The organism is Rhodococcus sp. D-6, from assembly GCF_040256695.1.
Lineage (GTDB): Bacteria > Actinomycetota > Actinomycetes > Mycobacteriales > Mycobacteriaceae > Rhodococcus > Rhodococcus pyridinivorans.
In genome coordinates, this window is record NZ_CP132970.1 from 1,342,725 (window position 1) to 1,362,312 (window position 19,588).

At 69.7% G+C, this 19,588-nt stretch carries 18 protein-coding genes and 1 pseudogene; 15 read left to right on the forward strand and 4 right to left on the reverse strand.

Features of this window, described 5'->3' with window-relative positions:
- Window positions 1-105: 105 nt before the first annotated feature.
- Both RBB84_RS06395 and RBB84_RS06400 read left to right on the forward strand, forming a co-directional pair.
- A complete protein-coding gene (locus tag RBB84_RS06395; RefSeq protein WP_006551422.1) occupies window positions 106-375 on the forward strand; it encodes a DUF4235 domain-containing protein in 270 nt (89 codons plus the stop codon).
- Between the two features lie 204 nt (window positions 376-579).
- Window positions 580-1,743, forward strand: coding sequence for a hypothetical protein (locus RBB84_RS06400; protein ID WP_064256318.1), 1,164 nt, complete (start codon window positions 580-582; stop codon window positions 1,741-1,743).
- 31 nt (window positions 1,744-1,774) lie between these two features.
- On the opposite strand, the gene RBB84_RS06405 is transcribed toward RBB84_RS06400, so the two are convergent.
- The gene (locus RBB84_RS06405; protein ID WP_064256337.1) at window positions 1,775-3,412 is read right to left on the reverse strand and encodes an alkaline phosphatase D family protein; all 1,638 of its coding nucleotides are present in this window, start codon (window positions 3,410-3,412) and stop codon (window positions 1,775-1,777) included.
- Window positions 3,413-3,507: 95 nt separating this feature from the next.
- Here RBB84_RS06405 and RBB84_RS06410 point away from each other — a divergent pair, with 95 nt between their 5' ends.
- The 8 genes and pseudogenes from RBB84_RS06410 to RBB84_RS06445 all read left to right on the forward strand — a co-directional run bounded on the left by RBB84_RS06410 (window position 3,508) and on the right by RBB84_RS06445 (window position 12,989).
- On the forward strand, window positions 3,508-4,920 hold the full coding sequence (locus RBB84_RS06410; protein ID WP_024100770.1) for a replication-associated recombination protein A: 1,413 nt from the start codon (window positions 3,508-3,510) through the stop codon (window positions 4,918-4,920).
- Between the two features lie 138 nt (window positions 4,921-5,058).
- Window positions 5,059-7,725 (forward strand): alanine--tRNA ligase, encoded by a 2,667-nt coding sequence (gene alaS, locus RBB84_RS06415; RefSeq protein WP_064256317.1) that lies wholly within the window; start codon window positions 5,059-5,061, stop codon window positions 7,723-7,725.
- 2 nt (window positions 7,726-7,727) lie between these two features.
- Window positions 7,728-8,246 carry a Holliday junction resolvase RuvX gene (gene ruvX, locus RBB84_RS06420; RefSeq protein ID WP_024100772.1) on the forward strand — a complete coding sequence of 173 codons (519 nt, stop codon included), beginning with the start codon at window positions 7,728-7,730 and terminating at the stop codon, window positions 8,244-8,246.
- Entirely contained in the window at window positions 8,243-10,087 is a 1,845-nt protein-coding gene (locus tag RBB84_RS06425; RefSeq protein ID WP_350247291.1) for an endolytic transglycosylase MltG, read from the forward strand. Before ruvX ends, RBB84_RS06425 begins: the two co-directional genes overlap by 4 nt.
- Window positions 10,077-10,931: a shikimate dehydrogenase gene (locus RBB84_RS06430; protein ID WP_064256315.1), complete on the forward strand. Its 855-nt coding sequence runs from the start codon at window positions 10,077-10,079 to the stop codon at window positions 10,929-10,931. Before RBB84_RS06425 ends, RBB84_RS06430 begins: the two co-directional genes overlap by 11 nt.
- A gap of 35 nt (window positions 10,932-10,966) precedes the next feature.
- Window positions 10,967-11,224 (forward strand): annotated as a pseudogene (locus RBB84_RS06435) (acetyl-CoA C-acetyltransferase); the annotation flags it as partial.
- 147 nt (window positions 11,225-11,371) lie between these two features.
- The gene (locus RBB84_RS06440; RefSeq protein WP_006551431.1) at window positions 11,372-11,728 is read left to right on the forward strand and encodes a YciI family protein; all 357 of its coding nucleotides are present in this window, start codon (window positions 11,372-11,374) and stop codon (window positions 11,726-11,728) included.
- A gap of 13 nt (window positions 11,729-11,741) precedes the next feature.
- On the forward strand, window positions 11,742-12,989 hold the full coding sequence (locus RBB84_RS06445; protein ID WP_064256336.1) for a DUF6596 domain-containing protein: 1,248 nt from the start codon (window positions 11,742-11,744) through the stop codon (window positions 12,987-12,989).
- Here RBB84_RS06445 and RBB84_RS06450 read toward each other — a convergent pair.
- Window positions 12,982-13,362, reverse strand: a complete 381-nt coding sequence (locus RBB84_RS06450) for a DUF1622 domain-containing protein (protein WP_019289268.1) — start codon at window positions 13,360-13,362, stop codon at window positions 12,982-12,984. The genes RBB84_RS06445 and RBB84_RS06450 overlap by 8 nt on opposite strands.
- Before the next feature lie 164 nt (window positions 13,363-13,526).
- Here RBB84_RS06450 and RBB84_RS06455 point away from each other — a divergent pair, with 164 nt between their 5' ends.
- The 4 genes from RBB84_RS06455 to aroB are packed head-to-tail and all read left to right on the forward strand — an operon-like array spanning window position 13,527 to window position 17,057.
- Complete coding sequence (locus tag RBB84_RS06455) at window positions 13,527-14,144, forward strand: A24 family peptidase (protein ID WP_231912016.1); 618 nt, start codon at window positions 13,527-13,529, stop codon at window positions 14,142-14,144.
- A gap of 48 nt (window positions 14,145-14,192) precedes the next feature.
- Entirely contained in the window at window positions 14,193-15,380 is a 1,188-nt protein-coding gene (aroC, locus tag RBB84_RS06460; RefSeq protein ID WP_064256312.1) for a chorismate synthase, read from the forward strand.
- A 4-nt stretch (window positions 15,381-15,384) separates the two neighbouring features.
- Window positions 15,385-15,951 carry a shikimate kinase gene (locus RBB84_RS06465; protein WP_006551436.1) on the forward strand — a complete coding sequence of 189 codons (567 nt, stop codon included), beginning with the start codon at window positions 15,385-15,387 and terminating at the stop codon, window positions 15,949-15,951.
- Entirely contained in the window at window positions 15,948-17,057 is a 1,110-nt protein-coding gene (aroB, locus tag RBB84_RS06470; RefSeq protein WP_064256311.1) for a 3-dehydroquinate synthase, read from the forward strand. The genes RBB84_RS06465 and aroB overlap by 4 nt, the downstream gene beginning before the upstream one ends.
- A 4-nt stretch (window positions 17,058-17,061) precedes the next feature.
- Here the strand turns inward: aroB and RBB84_RS06475 are convergent, their stop codons facing one another.
- Window positions 17,062-17,670: a TIGR03086 family metal-binding protein gene (locus RBB84_RS06475; protein ID WP_082921022.1), complete on the reverse strand. Its 609-nt coding sequence runs from the start codon at window positions 17,668-17,670 to the stop codon at window positions 17,062-17,064.
- Between the two features lie 118 nt (window positions 17,671-17,788).
- Window positions 17,789-18,385 (reverse strand): B-4DMT family transporter, encoded by a 597-nt coding sequence (locus tag RBB84_RS06480; protein ID WP_024100782.1) that lies wholly within the window; start codon window positions 18,383-18,385, stop codon window positions 17,789-17,791.
- A 75-nt stretch (window positions 18,386-18,460) separates the two neighbouring features.
- Between RBB84_RS06480 and RBB84_RS06485 the strand changes: the two genes are divergently transcribed.
- Window positions 18,461-19,558 carry an aminopeptidase P family protein gene (locus RBB84_RS06485; RefSeq protein ID WP_006551440.1) on the forward strand — a complete coding sequence of 366 codons (1,098 nt, stop codon included), beginning with the start codon at window positions 18,461-18,463 and terminating at the stop codon, window positions 19,556-19,558.
- Window positions 19,559-19,588 lie beyond the last annotated feature (30 nt).

Here is a 19,588-nt window from a genome sequence, read left to right on the forward strand (position 1 = left end):
GGTGCTCCCGAGTGAGGTTCGTGGGCCCGATGAGGTTTGTGAGGATCCTGCCCGGGTACTCCGTCGGTCCGGCGCCAACGGGGGCGACGGATCGAGGAGGTATCCATGGCCGACGCACGCGTGATCTTCTACAAGCCGCTCGCTCTCGCAGCCAGTGTGGGAGGAGGCATCCTCGCCGGAGCCGTCTTCAACCAAGTGTGGAAGAAGGTCGGCGGCAGTGACGAACGGCCCGAACCTCAGGATCTGTCGCAGCGCACCCGGGACGTGCTGATCGCGGCCGCCCTCCAGGGTCTGATCTTCGGTGTCGTGAAGGCTGCGGTGGATCGTGGCACCGCCCGTGGTTTTCAGAAGGTGACACACGTTTCACCGGAATGATCGTGACGTGTCCCGATCGTGATCGGCGCCCGAGGAGCGGAGCGGCCGGGGCGCGGACGGGGACACACCCGGATGAACAGCGATTTCCCCTCGCAAAGCAGACAAAAGCGACCTGGTGGGCCGGGCGCGGGTGAAGAAGGTCCTGCTCGATCCGAGCATTGTGGAGGACCTCGTCGTGACCGAGAACCTGTAGATTGGGCAGTGATGACCGCAACATTGGCAGACCCCGTGTCCGAGGTGGTTCACGCCGCCGAAGCGCTGCTCACCCGCCGTACCGGCGCCACGGTGACCCTGACCGATCCCGTGGATCTCGGGGGCAGTGGCCGCTCGGTGGTCGTACGGGTACGAGTGGCCGCCAATCCGTTCTCGCTCCCGCGCACTCTCGTCCTCAAACAGGTACCACCCTCGCGTGGCACCGGCCACGTCGACTTCCGCGGTTCCGAGACGGACGAGCAGATCGCCTTCCTCCGCGAGGCGGTCTCCTACCAGTTCACGACGGCCCTCGCGAAGGATCACCGTCCGGGCGCCGAACTGCTCGCCTACGACTTCGACACTCGCCTGCTGGTCCTCAGCGACCTCGGCGACGCGACCACCCTGTCGGAGGTGCTCCGCAACAGTTCCGAGGCCGCCGGGAACACCCTGATGGCACTGGCCCAGGCACTCGGACGCATGCATGCGGCGACCGTCGGCCGCGAGGAGGACTTCGCGGCGCTGCTGCGTCGCGCCGACGTCGCGCGGGTCGCCGACGCCGTGTCCCAGCAGGCCCTCGATGCCGTGCGGGGTGTGCCCGAGCTCCTCGAGGCCGACTTCGGCCTGTCGGTGCCCGAGTCGGTACGCGAGCGTGCCGAGCGGGCGTCCAAGCTGTTCACCGGCGGGCGTTTCCGGGCCTTCAGCCCGTCCGACCTGTGCCCCGACAACATCGTGGTCGGCGACGAGGGTGTGCAGTTCCTCGACTACGAATGGGGCGGCTTCCGCGACGCGACCCTGGACATCGCGTACGCCCTCAGTTCCTTCCCGCTGTGCCTGTGCTCGGTGCCGCTGTCCGTCGATCGCATCCGTGCGATGGCCGACGCGTGGCGCGCCGAGGTCGTCGCCATGTGGCCGCAGCTGGCCTACGACGAGGTGCTCGAGGAGCGGCTGCTCGACGCCCTGCTCGCGTGCATCTGGCTGAGCACGCACCTGTTCCTGCCCGAGGACCATGCGCGGATCGCCTCGGTACGCGAACACGGACTGTCTGTGCCGCGCATCCCGGCGCTCCGCGCCCGCTGGTCGCTGCTCGCCGAGTTCGCCACCGCGACAGCCCACGACGACGTCGCCGCACACGCCCGCGACGTGCTCGCCCACCTCCAGGACCGCACCGCCGGGTAGAGCGGTCGATCGGGCGGGCGCCGACCGGCGTCTACACCAGCGGAGCGGCGGGCTCGATCCTCGTCGCGCCGTCGGCCACCCGGTATCCCGCGACGCGGCGCGCGGCCGCGTTCGGATCCGTGCGCTCGCCGATGAAGAACCACTCCATCTGCGTCGCATCGGGAGTCACGTCGAGTACCCCGTAACCGTGCGAATCGAGTTCGACGAACTGCACGTGCCGATTCGTCGCGGTCGCCGTCGCCTCCAGCGCGGGAGACAGGCTCCGCGGGGGCACACCCAGCAACTCGTCGATGTTCGCCGACGTCACCGACGGAACCACGAACTCCGTGGCGACGGTGCCGGCACCCGGATAGTCGGCGGCGTCCACCGGGACGTCCATCGCCCACGAGGTGTGGATGTCGCCCGTGAGGAAGACGACGTTGCGCAGTCCCGCCGCCGTGATGGTGTCGATCAACCGTCGACGGTCCGCGGTGTAACCGTCCCACTGGTCGGTGTTGAAGGGCAGACCTCCAGCCGGCACTCCGACGAGTTCGGTCAGTGCTCCGGTAGTCCGCGGATCGAGGGGCGGCAACACGATCGGCGAGAACATCACCGAATTGCCGATCAACTGCCACCGGGTGGGGGAGCTCGCCAGGCCTGCGGTGAGCCACTCCATCTGGTCCCGTCCGGTCATCGTGCGACTCGGATCGTCGACCTGCCGTCCGGCTCCGAGGACCTGCTCGGAGCGATAACTCCGCAGATCCAGCATCGACAGTTCGGCGAGCCGTCCGTACCGCAGGCGCCGGTAGAGCCGTCCGCCGTTCGGGCGAACCGGCATCCACTCGTCGTAGGCCTGCACCGACGCGGCCTTGCGGGGGGCCCAGTCGCCCTCGACGAGGGGATCGTGATTCTCCGCCCCGCCCGCCCAGGCGTCGTTCGCCGACTCGTGGTCGTCCCAGATCACGATCCACGGCACCTTCGCGTGCAGCGACTGCAGGTTCGGATCGGTCTTGTACTGCGCGTGCCGGATGCGGTAGTCGGCGAGACTCACGATCTCGTGGGCGGGCTCGTGCGTCCGAACTCCGCGGTCACCGGCGACGGGGAACTTCCCGGCCGCGTACTCGTACAGATAGTCGCCGAGGTGCACCACGGCGTCGAGATCGTCGCGTGCGGCGAGGTGGCGGTAGGAGGAGAAGAAACCGCCTTCCCAGTCGGCGCACGACACGACCCCGAAGCGCAGGCGTGCGACCGCAGCGTCGGGCGAGGGCGCGGTGAACGTCCTGCCGGTCGGGGAGACGGCACCGCCGGCGCGGAATCGATAGAAGTAGGTCGTGCCCGGTGCGAGCCCGCGGGCGTCGACCTTGACCGTGTGGTCGGAGACGGAACTCGCTGTCACCGTCCCACTCGCGACCAGCGTGTCGAAGCTGTTGCTGCGGGCGAGTTCCCAGGTGACCGGGACGTCCGGTCCCGCACCCGAGCCGGGTGCCGCCTGTGGCGAGGGTGTGACCCGCGTCCATAGGATCACCGCGTCGGGCAACGGATCTCCCGATGCCACGCCGTGCGCGAAGACGGCGGGAGATGCCTGCGCGTGCTGCGAGGTCGAGGCGAAGGCCGCAGCACCGGCAGCGAGAATCGACGACCGGAGCACGGCGCGGCGGGACACATGTTCGGCGGTCGGTGTCGTGGGCACGATCAAGATCCGACCACACGGTCGGTCATCCGTCCATGCGAACGACGAACACCGCCGCCGACCGGGCGTCGGCGCGAGCTTGTAGCGTCGGATGCGTGAGTGATCTTTTCGGGGCGAACGACCCGTCTGCCGAACCGGACGCCCTGTTCGAGGCGCCACGCGAACCGGAACCCGAGGACGAACCGCAGGTCCGCCGGCAACCCGTCGCGGCCGGCGGCGCGAACGCGCCGCTCGCTGCGCGCATGCGACCGGCGAGTCTCGACGAGGTGGTCGGGCAACAGCACCTGCTCGAACCGGGAGCACCGCTGCGGCGGCTCGTCGAGGGATCGGGAGCCGCCTCCGTCGTGCTCTACGGTCCGCCCGGCACCGGGAAGACGACCCTGGCCTCACTGATCTCCGGAGCCACCGGACGCCGGTTCGAAGCGCTGTCCGCCCTGTCCGCGGGCGTCAAGGACGTGCGTGCCGTCATCGACCTGGCACGTCGGCGCCTCACCCACGGCGAACAGACCGTGCTGTTCATCGACGAGGTCCACCGCTTCTCCAAGACCCAGCAGGACGCGCTGCTCGCCGCCGTCGAGAACCGCATCGTGCTGCTCGTCGCCGCGACGACCGAGAACCCGTCGTTCTCCGTGGTCGCCCCGCTGCTGTCGCGCTCGCTGGTGCTGCAACTGCAGCCGCTCGGGCCCGACGACATCCGGGCACTGCTCGAACGTGCGCGCACCGACGCCCGTGGACTCGCCGGTGCGGTCGAGATCGACGACGACGCCCTCGACCACCTCGTCCGGCTCGCCGGGGGCGACGCCCGCCGTGCCCTGACGGCGCTCGAGGCCTCCGCCGACACGGCGCTCGCCGTATCCGGTGGCGACGCGGCCGTCATCGACCTCGCGACCGTGGAGTCGAGCATCGACGAGGCCGCCGTGCGCTACGACCGCGACGGCGATCAGCACTTCGACGTCGCAAGCGCCTTCATCAAGTCGCTGCGCGGCTCCGACGTCGACGCGGCCCTGCACTATCTGGCCCGGATGATCGTCGCGGGAGAGGACCCGCGCTTCATCGCCCGCCGCCTGATGATCCAGGCCAGCGAGGAGGTGGGCATGGCCGATCCCACCGCCCTGCAGACGGCGGTCGCCGCAGCGCAGGTCGTGCAGCAGGTCGGGATGCCCGAAGCCCAGCTCGCGCTCGCCCAGGCCACCATCCATATCGCCACCGCACCCAAGTCGGGCTCGGTGACCGCCGCGCTCGGCGCCGCGATCGCCGACGTGAAGGCGGGCAGGGCCGGTCCGGTGCCCGCCCATCTGCGCGACGGTCATTATCAGGGCGCGCAGAAGCTCGGCAACGCGATCGGCTACAAGTTCCCGCACGCGCACCCGGACGGCGTGCTCGCGCAGCAGTACGCCCCGGACGAGCTGGTCGGCGTCGACTATTACGAGCCGACCGGTCGCGGTGTGGAACGGGAGCTGTCGGCCCGCCTGCCCAAGCTGCGCCGCATCGTGCGCGGTGAGCGGTGACGCCCTCCGCCGAGTACTCACGGCGCCGTACCGCGGCCGCTTTCGGCGGCGCGATAAGCTGAAGAACGGCCGATCGACAGGGTCGACCGCCCGTCCCGGGAAGTTCACACCATCGCCAGACCACAAAGGACCATCGACGTGCAGACCCACGAGATCCGCAGGCGCTTTCTCGATCACTTCGTGAAGGCGGGACACACCGAGGTGCCCAGCGCGTCGCTGATCCTCGCCGATCCCAACCTGCTGTTCGTCAACGCCGGCATGGTCCCGTTCGTGCCCTACTTCCTCGGGCAGCAGACCCCGCCCTACACCCGCGCCACGTCGGTGCAGAAGTGTGTGCGCACTCTCGACATCGAGGAGGTCGGCAAGACCACGCGCCACAACACCTTCTTCCAGATGGCCGGCAACTTCTCGTTCGGCGACTACTTCAAGGAAGAGGCCATCACCTTCGCGTGGTCGCTGCTCACCGGCTCCGTCGAGGACGGTGGCTACGGCATCGATCCCGAGAAGCTGTGGGCGACGGTCTATCTCGACGACGACGAAGCGTTCTCGATCTGGCGCGACAAGGTCGGCATGCCCGAGGAACGCATCCAGCGTCGCGGCATGAAGGACAACTACTGGTCGATGGGCATCCCCGGACCGTGCGGCCCGTGCTCCGAGATCTTCTACGACCGCGGCCCCGCCTACGGCGTCGAAGGCGGCCCCGAGGCCGACGAGGACCGCTACATCGAGATCTGGAATCTCGTGTTCATGCAGAACGAGCGCGGTGAGGGTGGTGCCAAGGACGACTACCCGATCCTCGGCCCGCTGCCGAAGAAGAACATCGACACCGGCATGGGTGTCGAACGCGTCGCCTTCCTGCTCCAGGGCGTCGAGAACGTCTACGAGACCGACCTGCTGCGCCCGGTGATCGACAAGGCCGCCGAACTCACCGGCGCCGTCTACGGCGCGAAGCACGACGACGACGTGCGCTTCCGCGTGATCGCCGACCACGCCCGCACCGCGGCGATGCTCATCGTCGACGGCGTCAACCCCGGCAACGACGGCCGCGGCTACGTGCTGCGCCGCCTGCTCCGCCGCATCGTGCGCTCGGCGCGTCTGCTCGGCGCCGACAAGCCCACCATGCGCGAGTTCATGGCGGTCGTGCGCGACACCATGGCCCCGTCCTATCCCGAACTCGACACCGACTTCTCGCGCATCGAGACCGTCGCGGTGGGCGAGGAGACGGCCTTCCTCAAGACCCTCGGTACCGGCAGCAAGCTGTTCGAAGGCGCTGTAGAGACCGTGAAGTCGCAGGGTAGGAATGTGCTCGGTGGCACGGAGGCGTTCACCCTCCACGACACCTACGGGTTCCCGATCGACCTCACCCTCGAGATGGCGGCCGAGGCGGGCCTGACCGTCGACGAGGAGGGCTTCCGATCGCTCATGGCCGAGCAGCGCCAGCGCGCCAAGGACGACGCCCGGGCCCGCAAGCACGCCCACGCCGACCTGACCGTCTACAAGGAACTCCTCGACCGCGGTCCCACCGAGTTCACCGGTTTCAGCGAGCTGGTGACCGAGGCGCACGTGCTCGCCGTCATCACCGGTGGCGAGCGCCTGCACGCGGCGAGCGCGGGCCAGCAGGTCGAGCTGATCCTCGATCGCAGCCCCCTCTACGCGGAGTCCGGCGGCCAGATCGCCGACATCGGCAGCATCACCGGCCCGGGCCTGAAGATCAAGGTCGACGACGTCCAGAAGATCGCCAAGCAACTGTGGACCCACAAGGTCACGGTGCTCGAGGGCCAGGTCGTCGAAGGCGACGCCGTCCTCGTGCAGGTCGATCCCGAGTGGCGCAAGGGCGCCACCCAGGGCCACTCCGGCACCCACCTGGTCCACGCCGCGCTGCGCGAGGTGCTCGGCCCCAACGCCGTGCAGGCCGGTTCGCTCAACAAGCCCGGCTACCTGCGCTTCGACTTCTCGTGGCCCGGCGCCCTGTCCGAGCAGCAGAAGCAGGACATCGAGGCCGTCACCAACGAGGCCGTCGCGGCGAACTATCCCGTCAACACCTTCGTCACCGACCTCGACAAGGCAAAGAAGATGGGCGCGATGGCCCTGTTCGGCGAGAACTACGGCGACGAGGTCCGCGTCGTCGAGATCGGCGGCCCGTTCTCGATGGAGCTGTGCGGCGGCACGCATGTGCAGCACTCCTCGCACGTCGGCACCGTCACGCTCCTCGGTGAGCAGTCCGTCGGTTCCGGCATCCGCCGGGTCGAGGCGTACGTCGGTCTCGACTCGTACCGCCACCTGGCGAAGGAACGCGCGCTGCTCGCGGGCCTGTCCTCGACCCTGAGGGTTCCCTCCGAGGAGGTGCCCGGACGTGTCGAGGCCCTGCTCGATCGGCTCAAGGCCGCCGAGAAGGAACTCGAGAAGACCCGCGCCGCGAACGTCGCCGCCGCAGCCGGAACGTACGCGGGCAAGGCGCAGCGCGTCGGTGACGTGCTCGTCGTGGCCGAGGCCGCCCCGGAGGGTGTCGCCGGCAACGACCTGCGCACGCTCGCATCCGACGTCCGTGGCCGGCTCGGCACCGAGCCCGCCGTGGTGCTGCTGCTCGGCAACGCCGGTGGCAAGGTGCCCTTCGTCGTGGCCACCACCAAGGCTGCGCAGGAGAAGGGCATCAAGGCAGGCGACCTCGTCGCGAGCTTCGGTCCCGCGATCGGTGGTCGCGGGGGCGGCAAGCCCGACATGGCTCAGGGCGCAGGGTCGGATCCGGCCGGTATCCCGGCCGCACTCGATGCTTTCCGTGCCCGTCTGAGCGAGCTGGCCGGCTGAGCGTGGCCGAACCGCCGCGCCCCGATCGTCCCGGAGTGGACGATCCCGGCCGTGGTCGCCGCATCGCAGTCGACGTCGGGAGCGTCCGGATCGGGGTCGCCTCCAGCGACCCCGACGGGATCCTCGCCACCCCGGTCGAGACGGTGCCGCGGTCCAAGGAACGCGGACCCGACGCACCCGATATCCGGCGCATCGTCGAGATCGTTAGGGAATACGAGGCTGTTGAGGTTATCGTCGGGCTGCCGCAGACACTGCGCGGTGAGCCCGGCAAGGCTGCGAAACTGGCGAGCGACTTCGCGCGTCGACTTCGCCGTGCCTTACCCGACGTTCCCGTGCGCCTGGCCGACGAACGTTTCACGACGGTCACTGCGGCGCGCGCCCTCCGCGAGAGCGGGGTGAGTGCGCGAGGTGCGCGGCCGGTCATCGACCAGGCCGCCGCCGTGGCCATCTTGCAGGGTTGGTTGGACGAGCGGAGTTCGGTAGTGAACGAGTCGGGGCGTGACGCGGGGGACAGCCGGTGAGCCGGCACGGACGACACGACGACCATTCGGAGAACGCACGGCAGGATCTGTTCGCGGATCCCTACGCCGATGGGTACACGGAACCTCCAGTGGATCGCACCGGATCCGGGGATCCGTATCGATACGGATCCGAGGATCCGTATCGATCAGACCCGCGTTACCGGTACGACGATCCGTACGCATCCGACCCTCGAGGTCACGATGCATACGGGCACGACCCGTACGGCAACGACTCCCACGGCTGTGATCCGTACGGCGGTGGTGGATACGAGGGCGTCCCGAGTGGGCACCCGGAGGCCCGTCGACCCGATCCCGACGATCACGAGACCACGGTCCTGAACTTCGAGCCGGGTGTATTCGATGGCCCGCCGCCCGGTCACGCCGAACAGGGTTACGGCGAGCAGGGCTATGCCGAGCAGGGCTACGGCGACGGGGGCTACGCAGGATCCGGGTACGAGCACGAGGGGTCCATCGGCGCCGATCGCGGACACGCTCCGGCCGATCACCCCGACGGGGGACATCTCGACGAAGAGTACCCGGGCGGATACTCCTACGCCGCACGCGACGCGAGCCGTGACGACGACCCCGCCGACGACGCGGTCGCAGCGGAGGAGATCACCGCCGAGCAGCGTGCGGTCCCCCTCGCGGTCGGTGGTTCGGAACGCGCCGCACGCCGTGATCCGAAGGCGAGCGGGCGTAAGAAGCGCGGACGTGTCGTAGGCGCGCTCGCCGCCGCGGTGCTCCTGCTCGTCGTCGCGGGTGGCGGCTATCTCGCCTACGACCGGTTCCTCGGCACCGATCTTCCGCCGGACTTCACCGGACCTCCCGGACCGGCCGTCGTCGTCCAGGTCAACCCGGGCGAGACCGCCGGGGAGATCGGCAGCGAGTTCGTCGACAAGGGTGTCGTCGCGAGTTCCGCCGCCTTCTACGAAGCGGCCGTGCAGAACTCGGGGATGAATTCGCTGCAACCCGGCTTCTACCAGGTGGCCACCAACATCCCGGCTGTCGACGCCGTCGCGGCCCTCGTCGACCCGGCCAGCCGGGTCGGTGCGCTCGTGATCTCCGAGGGACGTCAGCTCCACGACATCCGCGACGTCAACACCGGTGCCGTCCGCAAGGGCATCTACACGCTCATCGCCGAGGCGAGCTGCCACGGCGATCCGGCCGCCGAGAACTGCGTCACCTACGAGGAACTCGACGCGGCCGGGGCCACCCCGGACCTGCAGGCACTCGGAGTTCCGGAATGGGCACGCGACGCGGTCGCGAACGTGCCCGACCGCAGGCGGCAGCTCGAAGGCCTCATCGCCGCGGGCAGCTGGGATTTCGATCCGACGGCCGAACCCGTCGAGATCCTGGCTCGCCTCGTGTCGGAAAGTGCTGCCAGCTACGACGCGACGGGGATCACCGACGCGGCCGCACGGGTGGGGCTGACCCCGTACGAGATGCTCATCTCCGCATCGCTCGTCGAACGCGAGGCTCTGCCACAGGATTTCGCGAAGGTCGCGCGCGTGATCCTCAACCGCCTCGACATCGACCAGATGCTCCAGTTCGATTCGACCGTCAACTACGAACTCGACGAGACCGAACTCGCGACCACCGACGCCGACCGCGCGCGGGTGACCCCCTGGAACACCTACGCCATGGTCGGTCTTCCGGCGACACCCATCTCGTCACCGAGCATCGGTGCGCTGCAGGCGATGGAGAACCCGGAACCGGGGGAATGGATCTACTTCGTGACGATCGACGACAAGGGCACCACGCTCTTCGCGAATTCCTACGAGGAGCACCTGCAGAACACCGAACTGGCACTCGCGAGCGGGATCCTCGACAGTGGCCGCTGATCCGAACGGAGGTGTCCGGAGGGCCGCGGTCCTCGGGAAACCCATCGCGCACTCGAAGTCGCCCTTGTTGCATCTCGCGGCGTACCGGGCACTCGGGCTGACCGAGTGGACCTACGAACGCATCGAATGCACCGGTGAGCAGCTGCCGGGCCTCGTGTCCTCGCTCGGTGAGGAATGGGTGGGTCTGTCCGTCACGATGCCCGGTAAGTTCGCGGCTCTCGAGTTCGCCACCGAACGCACCGAGCGGGCCGTGAGGATCGGCTCGGCGAACACCCTCGTGCGCATCGAGAACGGGTGGCGTGCCGACTGCACCGACGTCGACGGCGTGTCCGGAGCACTGCGCTCGGCCGGCGTCGGTGATCTGTCCGGCGCGTCGGCGGTCGTCGTCGGCTCGGGTGGTACCGCGCGGCCGGCGCTCGTCGGTCTCACCGACCTCGGTGTGCGCTCGGTGACTGTGGTCGCGCGGTCCGAGCAGAAGGCCCGCGCGACGTTCGATTGTCTCGGCGACGACATCGAGGCTCGGTGGTTGTCGTTCGACGCACCCGAACTGGCCCGGGTCTGCGCCGAGGCCGGTGCGCTCGTGAGCACCGTGCCCGCACCCGCGGCAGCGCCGTACACAGAAGCTCTCGCGCAGGCGCCGTGCATCCTCGATGCAATCTACGACCCTTGGCCCACGCCGCTGGCGACAGCGGCCGAGGCACGCGGTGTCCGCGTCGTCAGCGGTCTGCACATGCTCCTGAACCAGGCCTTCGGGCAGGTCGAGCAGTTCACGGGGCTGCCCGCGCCGCGCGCGGAGATGGCGCGCGCCGTCGGGCTCGACCTGAACTCTCCGCACCCGGCCTGAGAACCCGGTACGACGGGGCGCGGCCCCACCAGGACATCGGCGTCTTCGAGGTCGACGAGGCGTTCGCTCCGGTGCCCATGGCGTGGCAGAAGGAGATCGGCGCACCCGAGGACAAGCTCAACCCCAACGGTGGTGCGATCGCCCTCGGTCACCCGATCGGGGGTTCCGGTGCCCGCATCCTCACCGACATGATCTTCCACATGCGCCGCACTAACCTCCGGTACGGCCTGCAGACGATGTGCGAGGGCGGTGGCCAGGCCAACGCCACCATCGTCGAACTCGTCGCGCAGTAGGCCGCACCCGACACCGTCCGCTGTCCACCTGCGATGCCTGAGCGGGTGGGCAGCGGATTTCTCCGCGCAGGTGTCGAATCGGCGCCCTACCGTTCGTATAGAGGGTGAGAGGCCGGAGCCGCCGGCCGCCGAGGGAAGGACCCCGCCATGGCGCAGTACCTGCTGAGCATCTACCAGCCCGACGGTGAACCGCCGTCACCGGAGTTCCTCGAACCGATCATGAAGAAGGTCGCGGCGTGGCAGAACGAGATCCGGGAGGCAGGGGTCTGGGTGTTCTCCGGCGGCCTTCACCCTCCGGACACGGCGACGGTCGTGCGCACGGACGAGGGGCGCACGGCGACGACCGACGGTCCGTACATCGAGGGCAAGGAGCATCTCGGTGGCTTCGACGTCATCGACGTGCCCGACCTCGACGAGGCGCTGAGGTGGGCGCGCGGTCTTGCCGACGCCACCACACTGCCCATCGAGGTGCGGCCCCTGGCGTTCGGCTCCTGCGCCGGATGACGTGCGAAGCTCGATGACCGGGCCGTCCACCGCCGACATCGCACGTGCCTTCCGTGAGGAATACGGCAGGGCGATCGCCGTGCTCACCCGCGTCCTCGGCGACCTCGACGCCGCCGAGGACGCGGTGCAGGACGCCTTCTCGATCGCCGTCGAACGGTGGCCCGGGGAAGGGATCCCGCCGAGCCCGGCCGGGTGGATCATCACCACCGCCCGTCGCCGGGCGATCGACAGGGCACGGCGGGAGGCCGCACGTCCGGTCAAGCACGCCGAGGCGGACCTGCTCTACCCGACATCCGGCGACGCGTTCGACTCCGGAGCGGTCGTCCCGCCCGAGATCCCCGACGATCGCCTCCGTCTGATCTTCACCTGTTGTCACCCGGCGCTCGCGCCTGCGTCGCGGGTCGCGCTGACACTGCGGCTGCTCGGCGGGCTGACCACCGCGCAGATCGCCCGAGCCTTCCTCGTGCCGGAAACGACTATGGGGCAACGGATCTCCCGAGCCAAGGGGAAGGTCCGCGACGCGCGCATCCCGTTCCGCATCCCGTCCCCGGACGAGTTTCCCGAACGTCTCGACGCGGTGCGTTCCGTGCTTTATCTCGTGTACACGGAGGGCCACACGACGAGCGCCGGACCCGAACTCGTCGACACGGACCTGTGTTCGGAGGCGGTGCGGCTGGCGCGTGTGCTGGCCGGGCTCGTTCCCGACGATCCCGAGACCACGGGACTTCTCGCCCTGATGCTCCTCGGTGAATCCCGGCGCTCGGCGCGTACGGGACCCGGCGGCGAACTCGTCCTGCTCGCAGACCAGGACCGCTCGCGGTGGGACCGCGCGCTGATCGCCGAAGGGCAGGCACTCGTGCGGCGCACCCTGCGCTGGAACAGGCCGGGGCCCTATCAGATCCAGGCCGCGATCGCCGCAGTGCACGCGGACGCGCCCACCTTCGAGGACACCGATTGGGCGCAGATCGTCGCGCTCTACGACCTGCTGTTCGCCGCGGACCCCACACCGGTCGTCGCGTTGCACCGGGCCGTCGCACTCGCCGAAGTGGAGGGCCCCGCAGCGGCTCTCGGGATCGTCGACCACCTCGACCTCGAGCGGTATCACGTCTTCCACGTAGTCCGGGCCGACCTGCTCGCCCGCCTCGGCCGGCTCACCGAGGCGAGTGAGACATACGCCACCGCCGCGGCGCGGACGGAGAACGCCATCGAGCGCGCGCATCTGCTGCGCCGGCGGGACGAGGTCCGGGACGCGCTCAGGTAGCCGGCGTCGTGCCGGTCGTCGTCTCGGCGTCGGGAACCGAACGCTGCCACGGCCACCGGCCGTCGATCTCCAGCTGCAGCGACCAGCTCAGGAAGGTGCGGATGAGCACGATGACCGCCAGCACACCCACCGATGTGAAGGTCGGCGTGACGGCGACGGTCTTGATGATGTCGGCGGCGACCAGGAATTCGAGGCCGAGCAGGATCGACCGGCCGAGATTGCGCCGGTACGGCTCGTAGATCTCCGAACCCGGTCCGCGCCGCCGCGCGGTCGCCGCGATCCACGTCGCCGCCAATGCGCCGATCACCATGACGCCGACTCCGACGACGTCGATGGCCGTGCCCACGTGTTCGAGCAGCGACGAAATCTCCATTCGACCAGAACCTTCCGACCGGAACCGACAGACTCCGGCAATCCTCGCAGGACGATCGCCGCACTGTGCGGCTTTGTCCACAGGAGACGTGCCTGTCCACAGGACCGGGCCGGACACCGCGCGAACGCCCTGCCGGCGAGTGTGGATGGGGGATGCTCCGGGTCGTGGCAGGGGAGACGGTGGGTGAGCTCGCGATGGTGGTTCTCGGCGTGGGCGTGGGAGCGATCGTGCGCGTGGTGGCGGGAAGAACGGCCGGTCGTCGGCCGCTGCCGGGTTCGTGCGAGGCGGCATGCGCGGCAGCCGCACTCGTCGCGGTCTCGATCACCACGGGCGCGGCGGTCGTCGGAGCAGCGATGTTCGGATGGTGGTGCGTGTGCCTGAGCACCGTGGACCTGCTCGTGCGGCGTCTGCCGAACGTGCTGACGCTCGGGGGAGCGGGCACGATCCTCGGCGTGGCCGCGGCGACGGGGCACGGCCGGGCGGCGTTCGCCGGTGCACTTCTGCTCGCGGCACCGTTGTTGATCACCCACCTCGCGGTGCCGCGGTCGGTGGGTGCGGGCGACGTCAAACTCGCCCTCGGGCTCGGTGCCGTCACCGGACTCGCCGGCCCCTCGGCGGTGCTCCTCGGTGCATTGCTCCCACCCGTCCTCACCGCAGGTGCGGCCCTGTTTCTGCGGCTCCGGGAGACCCGCCGCGGGGGTGTGCGTGCCGCTCCGCGCGTGCTTCCGCACGGACCGTCGATGTGCGCCGCCGCGGCGCTGGCGGTGATCTCGACGGGTTGACCAGGGGCGGCATGTCGAGTCGGCGGACGAACATGGAAGGATGGACCTGTGCTGCGTTGGATAACTGCTGGAGAATCCCATGGTCCCGCTCTCGTCGCGATGCTCGAGGGGATGGTCGCCGGAGTCGAGGTGACGTCGAACGACATCTCGGAGCAACTCGCGCGACGGCGACTGGGCTACGGCCGCGGCGCACGCATGAAGTTCGAGGCCGATAAGGTCACCGTGATCGGTGGCGTCCGGCACGGACGCACCCTGGGCGGCCCGATCGCGATCGAGATCGCCAACACCGAATGGCCCAAGTGGGAAACCATCATGGCCGCCGACCCGGTCGATGCCGAACTGCTCGAAGGTCAGGCGCGCAACGCGCCGCTGACCCGTCCCCGCCCCGGCCACGCCGACTTCGCGGGCATGCTCAAGTACGGCTTCGACGACGCGCGTCCCGTCCTCGAGCGCGCCAGCGCCCGGGAGACCGCAGCACGCGTGGCGGCCGGCACGGTCGCCCGGAACTTCCTGCGCCAGGCGTTCGGCGCCGAGGTCGTCTCGCATGTCATCTCCATCGGCGCATCCGATCCCTATGTCGGCTCCGAACCCGGTGCCGACGATCTCGCCGCGATCGACGCGAGCCCAGTGCGTGCCTACGACAAGGCCGCCGAGGAATCCATGATCGCCGAGATCGAGGCCGCCAAGCGCGACGGCGACACCCTCGGCGGAATCGTCGAGGTCGTGGTGCACGGGCTGCCCGTGGGCCTCGGTTCGTTCGTCAGCGGTGCCGATCGCCTCGACGCGCGACTGGCCGCGGCCCTCATGGGGATCCAGGCCATCAAGGGTGTCGAGGTCGGCGACGGCTTCGAGACCGCGCGTCGCCGCGGCAGCGCTGCCCACGACGAGATGAAGCCCGGCCTCGACGGTGTGCTCCGCTCGAGCAACCGCGCCGGCGGCATCGAAGGTGGCATGACCAACGGTGAGGCCCTGCGCGTGCGGGCGGCGATGAAGCCGATCTCGACCGTGCCGCGCGCCCTGTCGACGGTCGACATGACCACCGGCGACGAGGCCGTCGCGATCCACCAGCGTTCCGACGTGTGCGCGGTGCCCGCGGCGGGTGTCGTCGCCGAGGCGATGGTCGCCCTCGTCGTCGCGCAGGCCGCCCTCGAGAAGTTCGGCGGCGACTCGCTCGCCGAGACCGTGAGCAACATCGACCACTACCTGAAGGGCATCGCGGCGCGGCCGCCGCGGTGATCGCATGTCGCCTCGCCTGGTACTCATCGGCCCGCCGGGAGCGGGCAAGTCGACGATCGGTCGTCGGGTCGCGAACGCGCTCGAGCTGCCGTTGCTCGACACCGACGCCGAGATCGAGCGTGTGACCGGCCGGACCATCCCCGACATCTTCTCCCAGGACGGCGAACCGGCCTTCCGGGAGACCGAGGAAGAGGTGGTCGCGCGCGCCCTCGACACCCACGACGGTGTGGTGTCCCTGGGCGGGGGAGCGATCCTTTCGGAGCGCACCCGCGCGCGACTGGCCGGACACACCGTCGTCTATCTCGAGATCAGCGTGGCGGAAGGACTGCGTCGCACCGGCGCGGTCGGCGCCGCCGGAACCAGGCCGTTGCTGGCCGGTGGTGATCCGGCCCAGAAATACCGCGACCTCATGCGTCGCCGCCGCCCACTGTACCGGCAGGCGGCGACCATCCGGGTGCGCACCGACGGCCGCAGCCCCGGGCGGGTCGTCCAGCAGGTGCTCGCCAAACTCGAAGCGGCGGATGCCGCGACCAGCCAGACCATCAGCGAGGATCGGAGCCCCACACCGTGACCGAACCGGTACGCATCGACGTCGAGACCGCCCAGCCCTATCCGGTGATCATCGGCCGGGGACTGCTCGGTGACGTCGTCGAAGAACTGTCCGGCACGCGGACCGTCGCGATCTTCCACCAGCCGACGCTCACCGCGACGGCCGAGGCCGTGCGGGAGGCGCTCGCCGAGACCGGCATCGACGCCCACCGCATCGAGATCCCCGACGCCGAGGACGGCAAGGAGCTGGCCGTCGCCGGATTCTGCTGGGAAGTGCTCGGCCGCATCGGCTTGACCCGTTCGGACGCCGTCATCAGCCTCGGCGGCGGTGCCGCCACCGACCTCGCGGGTTTCGTGGCCGCGACGTGGATGCGCGGCGTGCGGGTCTACCACATCCCCACCACGCTGCTGGCGATGGTCGACGCCGCGGTGGGCGGCAAGACCGGCATCAACACCGAGGCGGGCAAGAACCTCGTCGGTTCGTTCCATGAGCCCTCGGCGGTCTTCGTCGACCTCGCGACCCTCGAGACGGTGCCGCGCAACGAGATCGTGGCCGGACTCGCCGAGGTGATCAAGACCGGCTTCATCGCCGACCCGGTGATCCTCGACCTGATCGAGGAGAACCCTGAGGCCGCGCTCGATCCCGCCGGGACGGTGCTGCCCGAGCTGATCCGGCGATCGGTCGAGGTCAAGGCGAAGGTGGTCGCGGCCGACCTCAAGGAGTCGAGCCTGCGCGAGATCCTCAACTACGGCCACACCCTCGGCCACGCCATCGAGCGTCGCGAGCGGTACCGCTGGCGCCACGGCGCCGCCGTGTCGGTGGGCCTGGTCTTCGCGGCCGAACTCGGCCGGCTCGTCGGGCGTCTCGACGACGCCACCGCCGACCGGCACCGCGCGATCCTCGAATCCGTCGGCCTGCCCACCACCTACGATCCCGACGCCTTCGCCGATCTGCTCAAGGGCATGCAGACCGACAAGAAGAACCGTGCCGGCATGCTCCGGTTCGTCGTCCTCGACGGGCTCGCGAAGCCCGGCAGGCTCGAGGGACCCGACCCGACCCTGCTCGCGGCGGCCTACTCCGAGGTCGCGCGCCAGGGCAAGGCCGATGCGGGAACCGTGCTGCTCTGACCGTCTAGTTCGACGCGGACGGTCGCCACGACGGGTCGCGCCCGGTGAGTCCGATCAGGCGCTCCAGCGGCGGAGCGTCGTCGCCCACCCGGACGGCCGGACCGAACAGACCGCCCCCGTCGGCGACGCGTTCCTCGTCGGTGATGCTCTCCGCGAAAGCAGTACACGCCGCGAGCTCGTCGGGCTCGCAGGAGTACTGCTGTCCCGTGGCCACGGCGAGGTCCCAGCCGTGGACGACGAGTTCGTCGAGCGTAACGAGTCCGGCGACCGGCGCGGGCAGGTCGAGGCCGCCCGCGCGCGTCATGCCCTCCCAGGCTGCGGGATCGCTCCACGCTCCGCGGAGGTCGCCGAGTCGGTCGGGAACGAGATGTCGCCAGTCCGGCGGCAGTTCGCTCGTGAGCTGCGGGGGAGTGTCGGTGTGCGGGCCGATGTCCTTGCGCGCCGCGGCCGTGAACGCAAGGGACAGGCCCAGCACGTGGTCGACGAGCGCACCGACGGAGGTCTCGGAACACGGTGTGGGCCCCGGCAACTGGGCGTCGTCGATCCCCGCCAGGATGCGCTCCATCCGGCGGGTCGCGGGAGTCAGGTCGAGCGTCTCGGTGATGTCGGTCATGGTCGGCTCCTCGGGGTCGGCTACCTCTACTGACCGTCACAACTCGGAAAACTGAGCACCCGCCCCCGGATGTGCGGGGGCGGGTGGTCTCACTGCTGTGGGTCTCACTACTCGGGTCTCACTGTTTCGGATCGACCCTCGGGAACACCTCGGTGGGCGAGTCGTCGCTGCGCCAGGCGGGATCGGTCTGCTGCGCGGAGTTCGCGGGAGCGGAACCCGCGGCCGCTCCGACGCCTGCGGGCGCGTGGTGATCGCGGTGGACCGACCAGTCGTCGTCGCGGGCGGCCTTGCGCTCGTTCCGGCGCGCGAAGAACCGGCCCAGCGTCACCGCCGCCATCGCCGGCAGGAATACCAGAAGCACGGTGAACGCGGCACCGGAGGTGATCTCGAAGAACAGGGACGTCACACCCACCGGCATCGGGGTGACGGTGTCGACGAGCCAGGTGAGGACCCCGCCCACCAGGCCGGTGACCGCACCGGCGGCGAGCCAGCGCATCGTCAGGTCGTCGCCCTCGTCGGCGTCGGGATGGGCGCGGTGGTCGCGGATGCCGTCGAGACCGGCCCAGACGAACGCTGCGACGACCACCACGGCGAAGCCCAGCCAGCGCAGTACCGATCCCTGCAACGGCCACTGGATGAGAGCGGCACCGAGCAGGACGCGCACGACCACGTGGACCAGGGCGAGCCCGAGTCCGCGGAGCAACCAGGGTTTCATGTACCTCAGCGTAACGGGTGGCGAAGCCGACAGTGTGTCCCGTCCCACAGCCGTGATCGCGGTAGGTTGAGCGATATGTCTGCCGACCACGCCTCCCGCCGTCGAGCGCTGCGTGCGCTGCTCGCCGAACGCGAACTCGATGCGCTGCTGGTGACCGATCTGACCGGTATCCGCTACCTCACGGGCTTCACGGGATCCAACGCGGCGCTGATCGTCTCCACCGAGGACGACGAGAACGAGACGCGCACCGTCATCTGCACCGACGGCCGCTACGTCACGCAGGTGGGGGAGCAGGTCCCCGACCTGCGGGCCGTGATCGCCCGGTCGTCGGCCGCTCACCTCGTCACCGAGTTCGGAACAGGTTCTGCGCGTTGGGGATTCGAGAGTCACGTCGTCACGGTCGACGAACGGTCGCGGTGGGGCGAGCTCGGCGTGTCCGTCCGCTTCGTTCCCGCTCCCGGGCTCGTCGAACACCTGCGGGCGGTGAAGGACGAACACGAGATCGGTCTGTTGCGCGAGGCATGCGGTGCGGCCGATCGCGCACTGGCGGACCTCATCGCGGCGGGCGGTCTGCGTCCGGGTCGAACCGAGAAGGAGGTCGCCCGCGATCTCGAATGGCGCATGTTCGAGCACGGTGCCGACGGCATCTCCTTCGAGACGATCGTCGCCGCCGGTGCCAATTCGGCGATCCCGCACCATCGCCCGACCGGCGCGGTCCTCGCGGAGGGCGACTTCGTGAAACTCGACTTCGGGGCGCAGATCGGCGGTTACCACTCCGACATGACGCGCACCTACGTGCTGAGCCGCGTCGCGGACTGGCAGCGCGACCTGTACGAGCTGGTCCTGCGCGCGCAGCAGGCCGGACGCGAGGCGCTCGCGCCCGGTGTCGACTGCGCCGCGGTGGACGCCGCCGCGCGCACCGTGATCGCCGAGGCCGGCTACGCCGACCTGTTCCTGCACGGGCTGGGCCACGGAGTCGGCCTCGAGATCCACGAAGCGCCCGGAATCGGCGCCGCGGCGACCGGTACACTTGTCGCCGGTGCGGCGGTGACCGTCGAGCCGGGCGTGTACTTCTCGGGGCGCGGAGGCGTGCGGATCGAAGACACGCTCGTGGTGCGGGAGCATACTCCGGAGTTGCTCACGCTCACCGACAAGACATTGACCGTCATTTGAGGGCGGTTCCTCGACCCTAGGAGACACGAA

Excerpts from the sequence above, each read along its gene's own strand:
- RBB84_RS06465 (WP_006551436.1), top strand. The coding sequence starts at position 15,385 with ATGTCGCCTCGCCTGGTACTCATCGGCCCGCCGGGAGCGGGCAAGTCG.
- RBB84_RS06475 (WP_082921022.1), bottom strand. The coding sequence starts at position 17,670 with ATGACCGACATCACCGAGACGCTCGACCTGACTCCCGCGACCCGCCGG.
- RBB84_RS06395 (WP_006551422.1), top strand. The coding sequence starts at position 106 with ATGGCCGACGCACGCGTGATCTTCTACAAGCCGCTCGCTCTCGCAGCC.
- RBB84_RS06480 (WP_024100782.1), bottom strand. The coding sequence starts at position 18,385 with ATGAAACCCTGGTTGCTCCGCGGACTCGGGCTCGCCCTGGTCCACGTG.
- RBB84_RS06400 (WP_064256318.1), top strand. The coding sequence starts at position 580 with ATGACCGCAACATTGGCAGACCCCGTGTCCGAGGTGGTTCACGCCGCC.
- RBB84_RS06440 (WP_006551431.1), top strand. The coding sequence starts at position 11,372 with ATGGCGCAGTACCTGCTGAGCATCTACCAGCCCGACGGTGAACCGCCG.
- RBB84_RS06450 (WP_019289268.1), bottom strand. The coding sequence starts at position 13,362 with ATGGAGATTTCGTCGCTGCTCGAACACGTGGGCACGGCCATCGACGTC.
- RBB84_RS06485 (WP_006551440.1), top strand. The coding sequence starts at position 18,461 with ATGTCTGCCGACCACGCCTCCCGCCGTCGAGCGCTGCGTGCGCTGCTC.
- RBB84_RS06445 (WP_064256336.1), top strand. The coding sequence starts at position 11,742 with ATGACCGGGCCGTCCACCGCCGACATCGCACGTGCCTTCCGTGAGGAA.